This window comes from Candidatus Deferrimicrobiaceae bacterium (genome assembly GCA_035256765.1).
In the GTDB taxonomy this organism is placed as follows: Bacteria; Desulfobacterota; Deferrimicrobia; order Deferrimicrobiales; family Deferrimicrobiaceae; genus CSP1-8.
This window is the reverse complement of sequence record DATEXR010000017.1, coordinates 24,867-41,156: the sequence shown is the minus strand read 5'-3', so window position 1 is coordinate 41,156 and position 16,290 is coordinate 24,867. Positions and strand designations below refer to the sequence as shown.

14 protein-coding genes are annotated in these 16,290 nt (G+C 65.1%); 6 read left to right on the top strand and 8 right to left on the bottom strand.

What is annotated here, in order from left to right:
• From VJ307_00715 to dusB, 3 genes are read right to left on the bottom strand one after another with little or no spacing between them, the layout of a single operon-like run.
• Positions 1-1,437 (bottom strand): sigma-54 dependent transcriptional regulator, encoded by a 1,437-nt coding sequence (locus tag VJ307_00715; GenBank protein ID HJX72647.1) that lies wholly within the window; start codon positions 1,435-1,437, stop codon positions 1-3.
• On the bottom strand, positions 1,434-2,555 hold the full coding sequence (locus VJ307_00710; GenBank protein ID HJX72646.1) for an ATP-binding protein: 1,122 nt from the start codon (positions 2,553-2,555) through the stop codon (positions 1,434-1,436). The genes VJ307_00715 and VJ307_00710 overlap by 4 nt, the downstream gene beginning before the upstream one ends.
• Entirely contained in the window at positions 2,552-3,508 is a 957-nt protein-coding gene (dusB, locus tag VJ307_00705; GenBank protein ID HJX72645.1) for a tRNA dihydrouridine synthase DusB, read from the bottom strand. The genes VJ307_00710 and dusB overlap by 4 nt, the downstream gene beginning before the upstream one ends.
• 226 nt (positions 3,509-3,734) lie before the next feature.
• Between dusB and VJ307_00700 the strand changes: the two genes are divergently transcribed.
• Entirely contained in the window at positions 3,735-6,173 is a 2,439-nt protein-coding gene (locus VJ307_00700; GenBank protein ID HJX72644.1) for a sodium-translocating pyrophosphatase, read from the top strand.
• Positions 6,174-6,273: 100 nt separating this feature from the next.
• Here the strand turns inward: VJ307_00700 and VJ307_00695 are convergent, their stop codons facing one another.
• Complete coding sequence (locus VJ307_00695) at positions 6,274-7,416, bottom strand: thermonuclease family protein (GenBank protein ID HJX72643.1); 1,143 nt, start codon at positions 7,414-7,416, stop codon at positions 6,274-6,276.
• Positions 7,417-7,423: 7 nt separating this feature from the next.
• Positions 7,424-9,292, bottom strand: a complete 1,869-nt coding sequence (locus VJ307_00690) for a SurA N-terminal domain-containing protein (protein HJX72642.1) — start codon at positions 9,290-9,292, stop codon at positions 7,424-7,426.
• A gap of 195 nt (positions 9,293-9,487) precedes the next feature.
• Here VJ307_00690 and VJ307_00685 point away from each other — a divergent pair, with 195 nt between their 5' ends.
• Genes VJ307_00685 through rodA form a run of 5 tightly spaced genes read left to right on the top strand, consistent with a single transcriptional unit; the run spans position 9,488 to position 14,848 of the window.
• A complete protein-coding gene (locus VJ307_00685; GenBank protein HJX72641.1) occupies positions 9,488-10,519 on the top strand; it encodes a rod shape-determining protein in 1,032 nt (343 codons plus the stop codon).
• A 39-nt stretch (positions 10,520-10,558) separates the two neighbouring features.
• On the top strand, positions 10,559-11,404 hold the full coding sequence (gene mreC, locus VJ307_00680; GenBank protein HJX72640.1) for a rod shape-determining protein MreC: 846 nt from the start codon (positions 10,559-10,561) through the stop codon (positions 11,402-11,404).
• Positions 11,401-11,886 carry a hypothetical protein gene (locus tag VJ307_00675; protein HJX72639.1) on the top strand — a complete coding sequence of 162 codons (486 nt, stop codon included), beginning with the start codon at positions 11,401-11,403 and terminating at the stop codon, positions 11,884-11,886. Before mreC ends, VJ307_00675 begins: the two co-directional genes overlap by 4 nt.
• Positions 11,883-13,724, top strand: a complete 1,842-nt coding sequence (gene mrdA, locus VJ307_00670; GenBank protein ID HJX72638.1) for a penicillin-binding protein 2 — start codon at positions 11,883-11,885, stop codon at positions 13,722-13,724. Before VJ307_00675 ends, mrdA begins: the two co-directional genes overlap by 4 nt.
• Positions 13,721-14,848, top strand: a complete 1,128-nt coding sequence (gene rodA / locus VJ307_00665) for a rod shape-determining protein RodA (protein ID HJX72637.1) — start codon at positions 13,721-13,723, stop codon at positions 14,846-14,848. The genes mrdA and rodA overlap by 4 nt, the downstream gene beginning before the upstream one ends.
• On the opposite strand, the gene VJ307_00660 is transcribed toward rodA, so the two are convergent.
• From VJ307_00660 to VJ307_00650, 3 genes are all read right to left on the bottom strand, one after another.
• Positions 14,808-15,425, bottom strand: coding sequence for a hypothetical protein (locus tag VJ307_00660; protein HJX72636.1), 618 nt, complete (start codon positions 15,423-15,425; stop codon positions 14,808-14,810). The genes rodA and VJ307_00660 overlap by 41 nt on opposite strands.
• 1 nt (position 15,426) lies before the next feature.
• On the bottom strand, positions 15,427-15,753 hold the full coding sequence (gene trxA, locus VJ307_00655) for a thioredoxin (GenBank protein HJX72635.1): 327 nt from the start codon (positions 15,751-15,753) through the stop codon (positions 15,427-15,429).
• A 101-nt stretch (positions 15,754-15,854) separates the two neighbouring features.
• Positions 15,855-16,289, bottom strand: coding sequence for a CoA-binding protein (locus VJ307_00650; GenBank protein ID HJX72634.1), 435 nt, complete (start codon positions 16,287-16,289; stop codon positions 15,855-15,857).
• Position 16,290 lies beyond the last annotated feature (1 nt).

Here is a 16,290-nt window from a genome sequence, read left to right as displayed (position 1 = left end):
TCAGCGGGACTTCTTCTTCCTGGGAAGGAGCGAGAGGGACGACAGTTTTTTCCGCAGGGTGTTCCGGTTGATCCCCAGGATCTCCGCCGCCTTCCTCTGGTTTCCGCCGGTCGCCTCCATGACGATCTTGATGAGCGGCTTCTCCATCTGCCGGAGGAAGAGGTCGTGGAGGTTGCTCTCGCTCTCGATCGCATCCCCCAGGCGTCCCGTGAACTCCCGGATCCGTTCCTCGATGATCTGCTCCAGCGGCGCCGTGGAGAGGTCCGGCGCACCGTCCGCCTTGACCAGTTCCCGCGCCACCTCCTCCCGCCGCAGGAGTTTTCCCGTGGAGAGGACGGCCAGTCTCTGCACGAAGTTTTCCAGCTCCCGGACGTTTCCTTTCCAGTTGTGGGACGCCACCACCTCCAGCGCCTCCTTCGAGAACGACCGGGGGGGGCGGGAGAGGATCGCGCAATATTTCTGGAGGAAGAAATCCGCGAGAAGGGGGATGTCCTCCCGCCTCTCCGAGAGGGGGGGGACGCGTACCGGGAAGACGTTCAGCCGGTCGAAGAGATCCTCCCGGAATTTTCCGTCGGCGACCATCCGCCGCAGGTCACGGTTGGTCGCCGCGATGACGCGTCCCTGGAACTTCCGATTCTCGTTCGACCCCAGCCTCGAGAACTCCTTTTCCTGCAGCACGCGGAGGAGCTTCGCCTGGAGGTCGGGCGGGATGTCGCCGACCTCGTCGAGGAACAGGGTCCCCCCCGAGGACGCCTCCAGTTTCCCTTCCCGGGGCGCCTCCGCCCCGGTGAACGCCCCCTTCTCGAAGCCGAACAGCTCCGCCTCCTGCAGGTCCCGCGGGATGGCGGACGCGTTGACCGCCACGAACGGACCGCCCCGGGTCCCCAGATCGTGGATGCAGCGAGCGACGAGCTCCTTCCCCACCCCGCGCTCCCCCAGGAGCAGGACGGTAGCATCGGAGTCCGCCACCTTCCCCACGCCCAGGAAGACCTCCAGGATGGCGCGGCTTTTCCCCACGATCCGGGCCGACTTCCACTCCTCGGGGTCTTCCGTCCGGAAAGGCCGCTCGCGGGAGGCCGACTCTTTCGTGACTTCCCGGAGGAGGTTCTCGATATGGGCAATGTCGAACGGCTTGGTGATGAATTCGGCGGCCCCCGCGCGGGTGGAGCGGGCGGCGGCATCCGGGCGGCGGACGGCGGTCATGATGAAGAACCGGGTCGGGGATCTCCGCGCCTGGGCCCGTTCGAGGACCTCGATTCCTTCCATGCCGGGCATCCGGATGTCGACGAAGGCCGCAACGTAGAGGTTCTTCGTCAGCAGGGAGAGTGCTTTCTCCCCGTCCTCGGCAAGGTCGGGCGAGAATCCCATCCCCGCGACCGTCTTCTTCAGCACCCAGCGGATGCTCTCGTCGTCGTCGGCTATGAGGACTTTTTTCACGCGCCTGTTTTCTTCCCGGGACTGACGGGAAGGGATATTTTAACCGTCGTTCCCTCTCCCCGCACGGATTTTATTTCCATCTTCCCTCCCTGGCGGGAGATCGACTGCCTCGCCATCACGAGACCGAGCCCCGTCCCCTTCGCCTTCGTCGTGTAGAAGGGCAGAAACGCCCTCCGGATCTCCTCCTCCGACATCCCCGCGCCGTCGTCCGCGATGAAAATGTCCACGAAGGACCGCATCTTGCCCCTCGCGCGCCCCCAGCGGTAATTGACGTTCATCCGGGTGTCGATGCGCACCGTCCCCTTTCGCGGGATCGCCTCCCCGGCGTTCTTCAGGACGTTCACGATCGCCCGGAACACGGCGTCCGGGTGGCCGGACACGTCGGGAAGGCTCGGATCGGCGGCGAGCTCGAAGTGGATCTCCTTTCCCTGGGCGCGCACGTCCGCGCGTATGAGTTCCTCGGCCTCCCGGAGGATCGGAAGGATCGGGAAGGGGCGGGACGGAGGCAGGGTCCTCCCCATCTCGAGCATCTTCTCCACGAGCCCGTTGATCCTCTCCGCCTCCCGCAGGATCAGCCGCGTTCCCTCCCGGCGCTCCTCCTCGGAGGCCTCCCCCCGCATCATCCACTGGGCGGCGCCGAGGATTCCCCCCAGCGGGTTCTTGATCTCGTGCGCGATGCCGTAGGCGAGCGTCTGCATCTCCTCGGCGCTCATCGCGGCCCTCTCCTCCTGCCCGACCATGCTCAGGATCTCGGCCGGCTTGATCGAAAGCACCGCCCCATTCGGCTCTCCCGCGGGGCCGGGCATGGGGGAAGCCCCGATGATGACGGGGAGCGTGGGAGGGGGCGGATCGCCCGCCGCCCGAGACCGTCGGGGAAGGCGAAGCTCCACGTCGTAGCCGGTGACGGCCGCGTTGTCCTCCAGGGCCTTGCGCAAAATGCGCACCGCCCCGGGGGATCCCCGGAAGACGGTACGGTAATGTTTCCTCCCGAAGGCCCGCGACGATCCGTGGAGGATTTCCTCGGCGGCCGGGTTGATGTAGGTGAGCCTTCCCGCCCCGTCGAACGCGAGGATCCCGATGCTCACGGATTCGAGCGTCTGCTGGAAGAGGTCGCTCAAAAGAATCGCCCGACGACCGAACGGAAATCGTCCAGCGTCCGCACCCCGACGAGGTGGCCCCGAAACGTCGAGGCGCCCGGAATTCCCCGGCTGTACCAGGCAAGATGCTTCCGCATCTCCCGGATCCCGGCCTCCCCGTGGCGCCGGTGCATCTCCCCCCCGTGGCGCAGGATGAGGGCTCTGCGCGCTTCGGGCGAGGGCTCGGCCAAAGCCCCCGGCGCCCCGCTCCCCGCCGCGACGGCAACACCCCGGCGGATCGCGGAGAAGATCCAGGGATTCCCGAGCGCGGCCCGCCCGATCATCACGGCGTCGCATCCGGTCTCCGAAACCATCCGCCAGGAGTCCTCCGGCTTCCGTACGTCCCCGTTTCCGATCACGATGCGGTCGGGGAACTCCCGCTTCAATCGCTCGATCTGCCCCCAGTCGGCCGTGCCGGAAAACATCTGTCCCCGGGTGCGCGGGTGGAGGGTGACTGCGGCCGCCCCCGCCTCGAAGACCTCCCTCGCCACGGCGAGGTACGAGTCGGGCTGCGTGCCGAAGCCCGAACGGATCTTCACGGTGACGGGAATCCCCGCGGAGGAGGCTGCCGCCCCGACGATCCTCCCCGCGAGTCGCGGGTCGGACAAGAGGGCCGCACCGGCCCCCCCCGCCGTGACCTTTCGGACCGGGCATCCCATGTTGATGTCGACGAAGTCGAATCCGAGACGCCGGATCTGCGCGGCGGCTTCGGCCATCTCCTCCGGGACCGCCCCGAACAGTTGCGCGCCGACGGGTCGCTCCCCCTCCCCGTATTCGAGGTACCGGGCCGTCCGTTCGGGCTGCGCGAGCAATCCCCGGGCGGAGACCATCTCCGTGACCGTCACGTCGGCCCCGTTTTCCCGGCAAAGGAGCCGGAAAGTTCTGTCCGTGATCCCGGCCAGCGGCGCCAGGATCAGTTTCCCCCGGAAATCCATCTTCCTAATATAACACCCCTTTCACGCCCGCCGATCTCCGGAGCGGCCCCCTGCGAGACAGCCGAGTATACAGTATACATTTCCCCTTGACCCCCCGGGGAAGCCGTGGTATTTATTCTGCGGTTAATTTTCCTCGGAGTGTTTCCGGAAAACGGGCTTTTTGTTTTGTTTCAGGGGGGTTCCCGTCACGAACCGCATTCATAAATCAATGGCAGGGAGGGGCACGATGTTACCCAATGCTCACCGTCTCAAGCGATCCAGCCTTGCGCGAAAACTGGCGTTTTGCGCGATCCCGCTGTTCATCCTGCTGTTTGCCGCCGTCGCGAACGCCAGCGAGGCGGAACTCCAGATCCCGGACCTTGGCACCGTGTCGTTCCTGGGGATGTCGGGGCACAACCTCCTGGTGGGGGGACTTGTCATCTGCCTTCTGGGAATGGGCTTCGGGTTCATGCAGTTTCTGCATATCAAGAACCTTCCCGTTCACAAGGCGATGCTTGAAATTTCGGAACTGATCTATGAAACCTGCAAGACCTACCTCATCACGCAGGGGAAATTTATCGCGATCCTGTGGGCGTTCATCGCCGCGATCATGGTGGTCTACTTCAGCTTCCTGCTCCACTACGCCACCGTCCAGGTCGTCATCATCATCGTCTTCAGCATCGTCGGGATCCTGGGCAGCTACGGCGTCGCGTGGTTCGGCATCCGCATCAACACCTACGCCAACTCCCGGACCGCCTTCGCCAGCCTCGGCGGGAAACCCTACCCGACCATGACGATCCCCCTGGGGTCCGGAATGAGCGTCGGCATGATGCTGATCAGCGTCGAGCTGGTGATCATGCTCTTCATCCTGCTCTACGTCCCCGGCGACTACGCCGGCCCCTGCTTCATCGGCTTCGCGATCGGCGAGTCCCTGGGAGCGGCGGCGCTCAGGATCGCCGGCGGAATCTTCACCAAGATCGCCGACATCGGCTCCGACCTCATGAAGATCGTCTTCAAGATCAAGGAGGACGACGCCCGTAACCCCGGCGTCATCGCCGACTGCGCGGGCGACAACGCGGGCGACTCGGTCGGCCCCACCGCCGACGGGTTCGAGACCTACGGCGTCACCGGAGTGGCGCTCATCACCTTCATCATCCTCGCGGTTCCCAACCCCGTCACCCAGATCATGCTCCTCGTCTGGATCTTCGTCATGCGCATCGGGATGATCATCACGAGCGCCCTCTCGTACTACATCAACGGGATGATCGCGAAAGCGAGGTTCGGCGAGGCGAAGAAATTCAACTTCGAGACCCCCCTCACTACCCTGGTGTGGCTGACCTCGCTGATTTCCATCGGGATGACCTTCGTGCTCTCGTACCTCCTGGTCCCCGAGCTCCAGGGGGACCAGACGCTCTGGTGGAAACTGTCCGCGATCATCACCTGCGGCACGATCGCCGGCGCCTTGATCCCGGAGCTCGTCAAGGTCTTCACCTCCGTGAACTCGGGCCACGTCCGGGAGATCCTCACCGCCTCCCGCGAAGGGGGGGCATCCCTGAACATCCTCTCCGGCATCGTGGCGGGCTACTTCAGCGCGTACTGGATGGGGATCGCGATCATCTCCCTGATGGCGATCGGGTACGGCGTCAGCACGATGGGCCTCGGGGGCATCATGGCGGCCCCCGCGATCTTCGCCTTCGGCCTGATCGCCTTCGGGTTCCTGGGAATGGGGCCGGTCACCATCGCGGTCGACTCCTACGGGCCGGTGACGGACAACGCCCAGTCGGTGTACGAACTCTCCACCATCGAGACCCTCCCGAACATCTCCGGGGAAATCAAGAAGGAGTTCGGCTTCACACCCGACTTCGAGAACGCCAAGATGTACCTGGAGGAGAACGACGGGGCCGGCAACACCTTCAAGGCCAGCGCGAAGCCGGTGCTCATCGGGACGGCCGTCGTCGGGGCCACGACGCTCATCTTCTCCATCATCCAGATTCTGGAAAAGATGTTCGGCAAGGCCGACGTCGCGGCCGGGCTGTCGATCCTGAACCCGGTCTTCCTGTTGGGGCTGATCACCGGCGGGGCGATGATCTTCTGGTTCTCCGGCGCGGCCACTCAGGCCGTCGCCACCGGCGCCTACCGCGCGGTCGATTTCATCAAGCGCAACATCAAGCTGGAGGGCGGCGGCGAGAAGGCCTCGGTGGAAGACAGCAAGAAGGTCGTGGAGATCTGCACGCTGTACGCCCAGAAGGGGATGTGGAACATCTTCTGTGCGATCTTCTTCGGGACCCTGGCGTTCGCCTGCGTCAACCACTACTACTTCATCGGCTACCTGATCTCCATCGCGATCTTCGGCCTGTACCAGGCGATCTTCATGGCCGACGCCGGCGGCGCCTGGGACAACGCGAAGAAGATCGTCGAGACCGAACTCAACATGAAGGGCACCGAGCTGCACGCCGCCACCGTCATCGGCGACACCGTGGGCGACCCGTTCAAGGACACCTCCTCGGTCGCGATGAACCCGGTCATCAAGTTCACCACCCTGTTCGGCCTGCTGGCAGTGGAGCTGGCGATCACGATCACGGACAAGACGATCACCTCGGGCCTCGCGGCCGTCTTCTTCCTCATCTCCGTCGTCTTCGTGTGGCGGTCCTTCTACAAGATGCGGATCCCGGTCGATGTGAAGTAAGGCGCAAAGAACCCTCCGGCGCTGGGGGCCGACCCTGCGCCGGAAGATCCGAAGGGGCCCTCCGGCGGAGGGCCCCTTTTCCGTCGGGGGGGCGAATCCCTCAGTTCCCCGTGTCTCCGACGACCGTGATCGCCTCGGGGGAGGTCACCACGATTTCCGGCCGGTCCTTGTGCAGGGTGACCGTACCCCGTACCCGGAGCGCCTTGTTCCGGTAAAAGGTCTCCGGGTTGTCCGGAAACCCCGGGAGGTCCTTCCCGAAAATGACCACGGAGAGGTATTTCTTCCAGTTCGGGTGGAAGTTGAGGAAGAGGATGTTTTTCCCGCGGTGCGTGCGGACGATCTTCCCCTCCACCGTCACCTCGCGCCCGATGTACGAGCGCGCCCGCTCCCACGGAACGATCTCCCCGGCGGAACGGGCATTCCCCGCCGGTTCCCGAGCTTCCCCGAGGCCTGCGGAGGATGCGTCGGCCGCCCCGGCCGCGGAAAGGGGACGGAACCCGGCCCTCTCCGCCTTCCCGGCGAAGTCGGGGGCCGCGTTCTCCGCGGAAAGCCCGAGGATCCGGCGGATCGTGTTCCCGAGTTCCTCGCGTTCCACTCCCGGCTTTCCCCGGTCCCCGAAGACAACGGCGAATTTGCGGCCGCTCGCGGGATAGACCAGGACGGGCGCCACCTCGTTTTTCCGCAGCCAGCGAAGTTCCGCCATCCCCCCGTCCTCCCATACCCCCCTTCCGTTCTCCCTTGCCTCCTCCTCCGCCCGCTCGAACTCCTCGCGCCGGGAGAAGGGGAAGGGCCGCAGGACCCGGGCGTGCCCGTGCCGGACCAGGTCGAGGTTGAGCAACCTGCGCTCCGGTCCGGGGAGGAAGACGTACCGCAGGTACCGGCCGTAGGAGTCCGTGTCCTCCCGGTCCGGTTCGAGGAGGACCTCCTTCCCCTCGCACAGATCCGAGAGGTACTTCGCGGACTCGTCGCTCCCAAACTCTTTGGGTCTCGCGGGATGCCCCTTTTCCGGGGCATCGATGCCGATGAGCCGGATGGTGCGGACGTCTTGATCCGAGCGGACGAGGATGGTGTCCCCGTCGAAGACCTCGAGGACGTGGACGCGCTCCCCCGCGGTCGCGGGAGAGGGGGGGAGAAAGAGAACCGGGGGGAGGAGGATCGGGAGAAAGAGCAGCCGCAAGAACCACCATGCGCTCCCCGGGCGGCTTCCCTTTCCGCTTCCGGCGCGGCGTCTCCGGACCGTCATGGCTCGATTACTTGAGGACTTCGGGGTTGATCTCCACCTTGGACTGGTTCATCCGGTCGGCGACGAATGCCTCGATGACGCTCGCCCGTTTCTGCTCCCGCAGCCCCCGTGCGAACGAATCCTTCCCGGCCTCCCATTCCTTCGGGTCCTCCGGCTGTTCCGACACGAACGCGACCGCAAGGAATTTCTCCCCGGCCGGGAAAATCTTGGAGGACACAGGGGATTTCGGGGAGAGGGGAAGCAGGTCTCGCCGGATGTCACCCGCTGCGGGCAGGACGCCGGGGAGGGGGCCGGAAAGCGGCGTGAAGAAAGGGGTGGTCGTCACGGCGAGTCCGGCCTTCCCTGCATTCCGTTCCAGCTCGGACGCCGTTTTCGCTCCGGCGATGGCTTGCTGGAGTTCCGCCCTGGCGGCGGCCTCCCGTTTCTCCTTTTCGACGACGGCGACGATTCGGCCGCGTACTTCCGGCAGGGAGGGGATGCGGGAATTCTCCTTGGCGTCCACGCGGAAGAGATAATGGGTATCGCCGACCGTCTTGACCGGACCGATTTCGCCCGCCTGGAGCAGCAGCGCCTCCTGGACGACGGCTAAGGGGAGGTCGGTCCCCTTCCCGTCGCTCGTCCATCCCGTTTCCCGGAGGGTCACGCCGAAGGAAGCGCACGCTCCCGCGAGGTCCCCGGATCCCATCGCCTTCCCGTGGGCCTCGTAGGCCTTAAGGACCGCAACATCCTTTCCCTTCTCTCGCTGGAGGAGCGCCAGGACGCGGTCCCGGACCCGCGCCAGGGGGAGGGTTTCGGGGAACCGGATCTGGGAGACACGCACGATGGTGAACCCGCTTCCGGTGTCGATGGGGCCGACCACTTCGTCCACCGGCGCGGAGAAGACGGCATCGGAGAGTTCGGGCCTCATCTCGCGACGCGTGAGCCAGGTCGCCCCTCCCTTGCCACGGGACAGTTTCTTCGCGATCTCCTCGAACCGGTCTTTCCCCTTCCTCGCCTCCGCGAGAATCTCCTCCGCCTTTTTCCGGGACAACTCCTTGGATCCGGCCGCGTAAGGGATGGTGACGGGGGACACCAGGCGGGACTCCTCGGTACGGAACTTGTCGGCGTTCCCCTCGTAGAAGGACGCCATCTCCTGCTCGGAGGGCTTCCATTCCCGGGTGAACGTCTCCGGGGAAAAAAGGGCGACGGAGAGCTTGACCCGGGCGGGGATCCGGTAGCTCTCCTTGGTCTGCTCGTACTTTGACGCGGTCTCCCCTTCCGTGGCGGGCGGGACTTTCCTCGTCCCGGAAGGGTAGGCGGTGACGACGAGGAGGCGGACTTTCCGGGACATCAGGCGGAAGAGGTCGCGCGCTTCGCTTGGGGTTACCCGGGCGGAGGCGGACAACAGGCCCTCCATCTTCCGGACGGTGATCTCCTGCTGCTGGGAAGTCTCGTACTCCGTCGGGGAGACCCGGTTGTAGGAGAGAATGCTGCGGTACCGGTCCTCGCGGAATTCCCCGTCGACCTGGAACGCGGGCGTCGCCGCGATTTCCCGGCGGACCTCCTCGGAGGAGGCGGAAAGCCCCATCTTCTTCGCCTCGGCGAGCAGCAACTTCCGGCGGATGAGGGTGTCGAGGGCCTGCTTGCGGAAGTTCAACTCGCTGGCCATCTCCGGGGTGAACGCGTTTCCGTACACCTCGCGGTACGTTTTCTCCAGCCTTGCGGTCGTCTCCGCGAGTTCCGCCAGGGAGACCTTCTCCCCGCCGACGGTGGCGGCCACGTCGCGCCTGCTCTGGGAGTACGATCCTACCCCCCACCAGATGAAGGTGAGGGCGATGAACGTGAGGATGATCTTGATGGCCCAGGAACCGGCGTTCCGGCGAAGCACGTCGAGCATGCCGCTGATTTCTCCCGTAGGAATGAATCCCTCAGATGAAAACGTTTCATAGTACTCCGCACATCCCGGAAAATGCAACGGGATACCCGAAAACCGCCCCAAATGTTTGCATTGGAGAAGTTGCCCTGTTAAGATACGGCGTCAAGTGTTTGACCGCCAGACCCAAACAGGGAAGGGGATTTCCGGAGGAAACCGATGCTCATCAACAAGTTCCTCGGCTTGTTCTCGAACGACCTCGCGATCGACCTCGGGACCGCGACGACGCTGGTCTACGTCAAGGGGGAAGGGATCATCTGCTCGGAGCCGTCGGCCGTCGCCGTGCACCGCGACAGCCGGGGCGCCAAGAAGGTCCTTGCCGTGGGGATCGAGGCGAAGCGGATGATCGGGCGGACGCCGGGGAACATCGTCGCCATCCGTCCGATCAAGGACGGCGTCATCGCCGACTTCGAGGTGACCGAGGCGATGCTCCGCTATTTTATCCGCAAGGCCCACAAGCACCGGACGCTCGTCCGCCCCCGGATCATCATCTGCGTCCCCTGGGGGTGCACCGAGGTGGAGCGGCGGGCCGTCCGGGAATCCGCGCAGAGCGCGGGCGCCCGGGAAGTCTACCTGATCGAGGAACCGCTGGCCGCGGCCATCGGCGCCGGCCTCCCGATCACCGAACCCTCGGGGAACATGATCGTCGACATCGGGGGCGGGACCACCGAGGTCGCCGTGATCTCCCTGGGGGGGATCGTCAAGAGCTACTCCGTGCGCGTCGCCGGGGACAAGATGGACGAGGCGATCCTGCAATATGTGAAGCGGAAGTACAACCTGCTCATCGGCGAACCCACCGCCGAATACATCAAGGTGACGATCGGAAACGCCTTCCCCGGGTTCGAGGATACCGTCGAGGTGAAGGGACTGGACATGGTGAGCGGCGTTCCCAAGGCGTTGACCCTGAACTCCGACGAGGTGCGGGAGGCTCTCTCCGAAACCGTGAGGGTGATCGTGGACGCGGTGAAGGGGGTGTTCGAGGAAACCCCCCCGGAACTCGCGGGCGACATTTTCGAGCGGGGGATCGTCCTGGCAGGCGGCGGCGCCCTTCTCCGGAACCTGGACGTCCTGTTGCGGGAGGAGACCGGCCTCCCGGTGACCGTGGCCGAAGACCCCCTGTCCTGCGTCGTGCTCGGGTCGGGGAAAGCCCTGGATGAGCTGGATCTTCTCCGCCAGGTCGCCCTCCGATAAACCGGCTTTGCGCGGGGTCCACGCCGGAAAGATCGGCTGATGGTCAGGAAGTTTTTCCGAACGTGGTGGCGTCTCTTCCTCGTGGCCGCTCTTCTGGCGGCGGCCATCCAGTTCTTCGTCCGCCCCCCCGGATTTTTCCCGGACCAGGGGATCGGAAGGATCGGGACGTACCTGTTTCGACCGGTCTACGGGGGGATCGATTTTCTCCGGCAGGGGATCTCCTCCCTGTGGTCGGGGTATATCGGACTGGTGAACGTCTCCCGGGAAAACAGGGAACTCCGGAAGGAAGTGGCGGAGTTGCGGGAAAATCTCAAGGAGAGCCGCGATGCGTCTCTGGAGAACCGGCGCCTCGAGGATTTGCTGCGATTCTCGAAGACCCTGGAGAAGCGGACGGTCGGCGCCCGCGTCGTCGGGCACGACGTCTCCCCCTGGTTCCAGGGCATCTTCATCGATGCGGGGACCGGAGAGGGCGTGGAGCCGGGGATGGCGGTCGTCATCCCCGACGGCGCAGTCGGACGCGTCCACAGGACCTATCCGGGCCTCTCGGAGGTCATCCTCCTGACGGACAGCCGCTTCGCCGCGGATGTGATCGTCGAGCGCAACCGCGTTCGGGCGGTCGCCGAGGGGATGGGGGGAAACCTCTGCCGCCTGAAATACGTTTCCCCGACCCAGGAGGTGGTGACGGGAGACCGGATCCTCTTCTCCGGGTTCGACGGGAGCATGCCGAAGGGGACCCCGCTCGGGACCGTCGTGAGCGTGGACCGCCCCCGCGAGGGGCTCTTCCTGAACATCCAGGTGGCGAGCGCGGTGAACTTCCTGTCCGTCGAGGAGGTCCTGGTCGTCCTCTCCCGTCCTTCCATCCCGTTCCGGCAAGGGAAGCCGTGAGACTCCTTCTCGTGCTGCTCGCGCTGTCGTTCGCGGGGACCGCGGCGAACGTCTGGCTGCTCTCCGGGTTCGTCCCGTGGTTCCTCCTGCCGGATTTCTCGTTCCTGGTGATCGTCTATGCCGGGCTGTTTCTCTCCGGCCCGCTCGGATTCCTGGCCGCCCTTCTTCCCGCGCTCTTCCGCGAGATTTCGATCTCCGGGCCGCCCGGGACGTTTCTTCTCGCCTCGCTGGCGGTCTATTTCGCCGCGCGCGAGATCGGCCGCCGCATCTTCCTTCGCTCCGAGATCTTCCTCCTCCTGATCGTCGCGGGGCTTCTCGCGGCCGAGTCCGCCTCCGTGATCCTCCTGCTGGTTCTGGAGGGAGGGCATCCGTTTTCCGTCCTCTGGGGAGCGGAGGAGACGGTCCGGATCGCCTGGACGTCGCTTCTCGGCGTCTTCCTTTTCGTGGACCTCTCCGTCCGGTGGCAGCGGATCCGGGAATGAGGGGGCGCATCCGGAAACGGGAGCAGGACCCCTGGATCGTGTCGAGGATCCGCATCCTCCAATGGATCGGGTTGGGACTGTTCATCCTCCTCCTGGGGCGGCTGTACTGGCTCCAGGTGGTGAAGTACGAGTATTTCCGCACGCTGTCCGAGAACAACAGGATACGGATCCGGGTCGTCCGGGCCCCCCGGGGCGTCATCCTCGACCGGAGAGGGGTGCCGATCGCCGAAACCCAGGGCTCCTTCGATCTCATCGCCACCCCGGTGGACATTCAGGACCTTGCGGGGGGGCTTAGGCTCCTCGGGGAGGTGGTGGAGTTCGATCCCGAGGAGATCTCCGGGAAGATCATCCTGGAGAAGAAGACGAACCCGTTCCGGGGTCTCACGGTGGCCCGCGACCTGCGGTTCGAGCAGGTGTCGGTGATCGAGTTCAACCGGGAATCCCTCCCCGGGTTTTCCATCATGGTCGAGGCGAAGCGAAGCTACCCCTTCGGACCGGAATTCGCCCACATCCTGGGTTACGTGGGGGAAGCAAGCGAACAGGAAATCGCGGCGGCGCGGGGGGAGCGCCTTTCGATGGGGGACATCGTGGGGAAGTACGGACTGGAGAAGACGATGGGCGATGTTCTTCGCGGGGTGAACGGGGGGCGGCAGGTGGAGGTGGACGCCGCCGGCCGCGACAAGCGGCTGGTGGACGAGATTGCCCCGCGGACCGGGGGAACGATCCAGACCACGATCGACGCGGAGCTGCAGAAGGTGGCCTTCCAGGAGATGGAGAAACGGGCGGGCTCCGTGATCGCGATGAACCCGAAGACCGGGGATATCCTCGCCTTCGTCTCGACGCCGGCGTTCGACCCGAACGCCTTCTCCCGGGGGATCCGGAAGGAGGAATGGACGGCCCTGGTCGAGGATCCGCGAAAACCCATGCAGAACAAGGGGCTCCAGGGGACCTACGCGCCCGGATCCACGGTGAAGCCCTTCCTGGCCCTCACGGCGCTCGAGGAGGGGGTCATGAACCCGAAAGCGACGGTTTTTTGTGGCGGATCCTTCCGGCTGGGAAACCGGGTGTTCCGGTGCTGGAAGGAGAAGGGCCACGGAACCGTGGACATGTACCGGGCCATCGTGCAGTCCTGCGACGTCTATTTCTACACCCTGGGTTCCCGGCTCGACCCGGACCGGGTCGCGTCCCTGGAACGGGATGCCGGTCTCGGTGTTCCGACCGGCGTGGGTCTGCCGGGAGAGAAATCCGGCCTTGTTCCCGACACCGCCTGGAAGCGTGTTGTGATGAAAGACCGGTGGTACGCTGCCGACAGCGTCCTGCTCGGCATCGGGCAGGGCGCGATCCACGTCACGCCGATCGGAATGCTGTCGGGCTATGCGGCGATCGCGACGGGCGGGGAGGTGATGCGCCCCCGCCTGGTGAGCCGGGTGGTCCGGATGGACGGAACGGTGGAGGAGTTTCCTCCCCGGGAGCAAAGGAAACTGCCCTGGAAACCCGAGAACGTAGAGTTCATAAGGCACGCCCTGGCCGGAGTGGTCAACGATTACGGGACGGGGGGGGCGGCCAGGCTCCCCGGGATCGAGGTCGGGGGGAAGACCGGGACGGCGCAGCTCGTCACCGTGAAGGGGAAGATGATCAAATCCGAGCATCTGCCCTATGAGATACGAGACCATGCCTGGTTCGCCGGTTTCGCGCCCGTCGCCGATCCCGAGATCTGCGTCATCGCGATGATCGAGCACGGAGGACACGGGGGATCGGCGGCCGCTCCCGTCGTCAAAGCGGTGATGCAGGAATATTTCCGGTTGAAACAGGTCGCCGGGAAAGGCGGTGGGAGATGAGCGCGCCCCAACGGTTCGCCCGGGTGGACTGGCCCGTTTTCCTTCTGGCCCTTGTCCTGTGCGGGGTGGGCCTTCTGAACGTGTACAGCGGGACGCGGGTCTTTTCCTCTTCGGGGATCCCGCTGTTTTACCGACAGCTGGTCTGGATCCTGCTCGGGGCGGGCTTTTTCTTTTTCTTCTCCTTCCTGGGGCCCGGGGTGATCGAGGAGATGGCCTGGCGCATCTTTATCGCCGTTGTCGCCCTCCTCCTGGTCGTCCTCCTCGTAGGCAAGGTCCGGGGAGGCGCCCAGCGTTGGCTGTCCCTGGGCTTCTTCAACTTCCAGCCTTCGGAGCTTGCCAAGATCGCCCTCGTCCTCGTGCTCGGGAGCTTCTTCTCCGAAATGTACAACTACGGAGGGATCGGCCTCCGCGACCTGATGCCGGCGGTGGCCATCACCCTGGTTCCGTTCCTGCTCGTGGCGATGCAGCCCGACCTGGGGACCGCGGGGATATTTCTCCTCGTCCTCGCCGCCATGATGGTGATCGTCTGCGTCCGCGGAAAAGTGTTCCTCCTCGCAGGCGTCATGGGAGCGGCGGCAGTCCCCGGTCTCTGGTTCCTGATGAAGGATTACCAGAAGCAGCGGGTCCTCACCTTCCTGGACCCCGGCAGGGATCCTCTGGGCGCCGGGTACCATGTCATCCAGTCCAAGATCGCCGTGGGGTCGGGGGGATTCCTCGGGAAAGGGTATCTCCACGGGACCCAGGGATCGCTCCGGTTTCTGCCCGAGCAGCACACGGATTTCGCTTTTGCCGTCTTTTCCGAGGAATGGGGGTTCGTGGGCTCGGTGGTCCTGCTTCTCCTTTTCCTGGCGCTGGTCTCCCGGATGGCCTACCTCGCTTCCCGGTCCCAGGATCGGTTCGCGTCCTTCGCGTGCGGGGGGATTGCCTCCTATTTCCTCGCGCACATCCTGATCAACATCGCGATGGTGTGCGGACTGTTCCCGGTCGTCGGGATCCCCCTTCCCTTCGTGAGTTACGGAGGATCTTCGATGCTCACGAACATGATGGCGCTGGGGATTCTCGCCAACCTCTCCCGGACGCGATTCACCTTTCCGCCGGCGGAGACGAGACCGTTATCCGTCTGACCTCCTCCGCCAGCGATTCGGCCAGGGAGGGAGAGGAGCCGGTCCAGCGCTTCGCGACCGTGCCGCTTTGGTCCAGGAGCAGAAGAACGGGAGTCTGGGAGACCCGGAACTGCCTTTCGAACGTCCCGGGAAGGGCTCTGAGGGTTGTCACGGGAAGCGTCGCCGGCCCGGGTTTTCCGGTCGTCATGCCCGGAGCGGCCGCGGGATGGAGGGGCGGCGCCTCCCGGGATCCCTCCCGCTCGTAGATCCGCTCGCGGTCGAACCGAATGCGGTATACGCGGACGGAACCCGGCGGGAATGTCGACGCCGCGGTCCCGATGGCCTCCCAGGCCTCGCCGCACTGCGGACACCACGGGGAATCGAGGAAGACCAGACGGAGGGGTTCGGGAAATCGGGGGAGGGACGCGGTCTCCTCCCCTGCTTCGCCCACGAATACCGGCTTTTCCGCGGGAAAGGGGACGGAGCCGACGGATAGGGCCTTCGCCCCGCACCCGGCGGAAAAGGAAAAGACCGCCGCGAGGACGAGGGCCTTCGCCGCGCGCCGTCTTCCCGTCCGTGGGAACCTTCTTCCGGTCAAATCACAGGTTTTTCTGTATGAGCTGAACGATGTTGTTCTTGGGGTTGACTCCCACCATCTGCCCCTTGATCTGCCCGTCCCGGAACAGGATGAGTGTGGGGATTCCGCGGACGCCGAACTGCGAGGCGATGTCCGGGCTGTCGTCCACGTTCAGTTTGGCCACCCGCACCTTCCCCTCGAATTCCTTCGCCACCTCTTCGAGAATCGGTGCGATGACCCGGCACGGCCCGCACCAGGGAGCCCAGAAGTCGACCAGCACCGGGATGGACCCGGATTCGACCGTCGTCTTGAAGTTCCCGCTGTTCAGTTCCAGTATGGTTCCGGCCATCGGTTCCTCCCTGCCTGCCCTGTCGTCCCGACGCCGCGCCGGGCGGTCGCCGGTCGGCGAGAGATCCATCCCTCACCGCAGGACAGGATCGCTTGGTAGGTTCATCTTCCGCGTTTCGCGAGCTCCTTCATCACGCACCGGTCCATCACCACGGGAATCCCCGCTGCGGCGAGCCTGGTCCGGGCTTCCTCGTTCACTACGCTCTCCTGCATCCAGAAGAATCTTGCGCCGATCCGGATCGCCTCCTCGGCGATCGCGGGTACCGTCTCCGATCTCCGGAACACGTCGACGAGATCGACCCCGCCCGGGATCTCCGCCAGGGCCCCGTAGGATTTTTCGCCGAGGGCCTCGCGGATCATGGGGTTCACCGGAATGACCCGGTACCCTTTCCCCCGGAGATAGCGCGCAACGATGTGGCTCGGGCGGTCGGGCTTGTCCGAGAGCCCCACGACGGCGACGGTTTTCGCCCCGTCCAGGATCCGGTCGATCACGTCGTCCACGGGAAGTCCCTTCAGGATGATATAGATGCGATTCATG

Excerpts from the sequence above, each read along its gene's own strand:
- trxA (HJX72635.1), bottom strand. The coding sequence starts at position 15,753 with ATGGCCGGAACCATACTGGAACTGAACAGCGGGAACTTCAAGACGACG.
- dusB (HJX72645.1), bottom strand. The coding sequence starts at position 3,508 with ATGGATTTCCGGGGGAAACTGATCCTGGCGCCGCTGGCCGGGATCACG.
- rodA (HJX72637.1), top strand. The coding sequence starts at position 13,721 with ATGAGCGCGCCCCAACGGTTCGCCCGGGTGGACTGGCCCGTTTTCCTT.
- mreC (HJX72640.1), top strand. The coding sequence starts at position 10,559 with ATGGTCAGGAAGTTTTTCCGAACGTGGTGGCGTCTCTTCCTCGTGGCC.
- mrdA (HJX72638.1), top strand. The coding sequence starts at position 11,883 with ATGAGGGGGCGCATCCGGAAACGGGAGCAGGACCCCTGGATCGTGTCG.
- VJ307_00690 (HJX72642.1), bottom strand. The coding sequence starts at position 9,292 with ATGCTCGACGTGCTTCGCCGGAACGCCGGTTCCTGGGCCATCAAGATC.
- VJ307_00650 (HJX72634.1), bottom strand. The coding sequence starts at position 16,289 with ATGAATCGCATCTATATCATCCTGAAGGGACTTCCCGTGGACGACGTG.
- VJ307_00695 (HJX72643.1), bottom strand. The coding sequence starts at position 7,416 with ATGACGGTCCGGAGACGCCGCGCCGGAAGCGGAAAGGGAAGCCGCCCG.
- VJ307_00685 (HJX72641.1), top strand. The coding sequence starts at position 9,488 with ATGCTCATCAACAAGTTCCTCGGCTTGTTCTCGAACGACCTCGCGATC.
- VJ307_00700 (HJX72644.1), top strand. The coding sequence starts at position 3,735 with ATGTTACCCAATGCTCACCGTCTCAAGCGATCCAGCCTTGCGCGAAAA.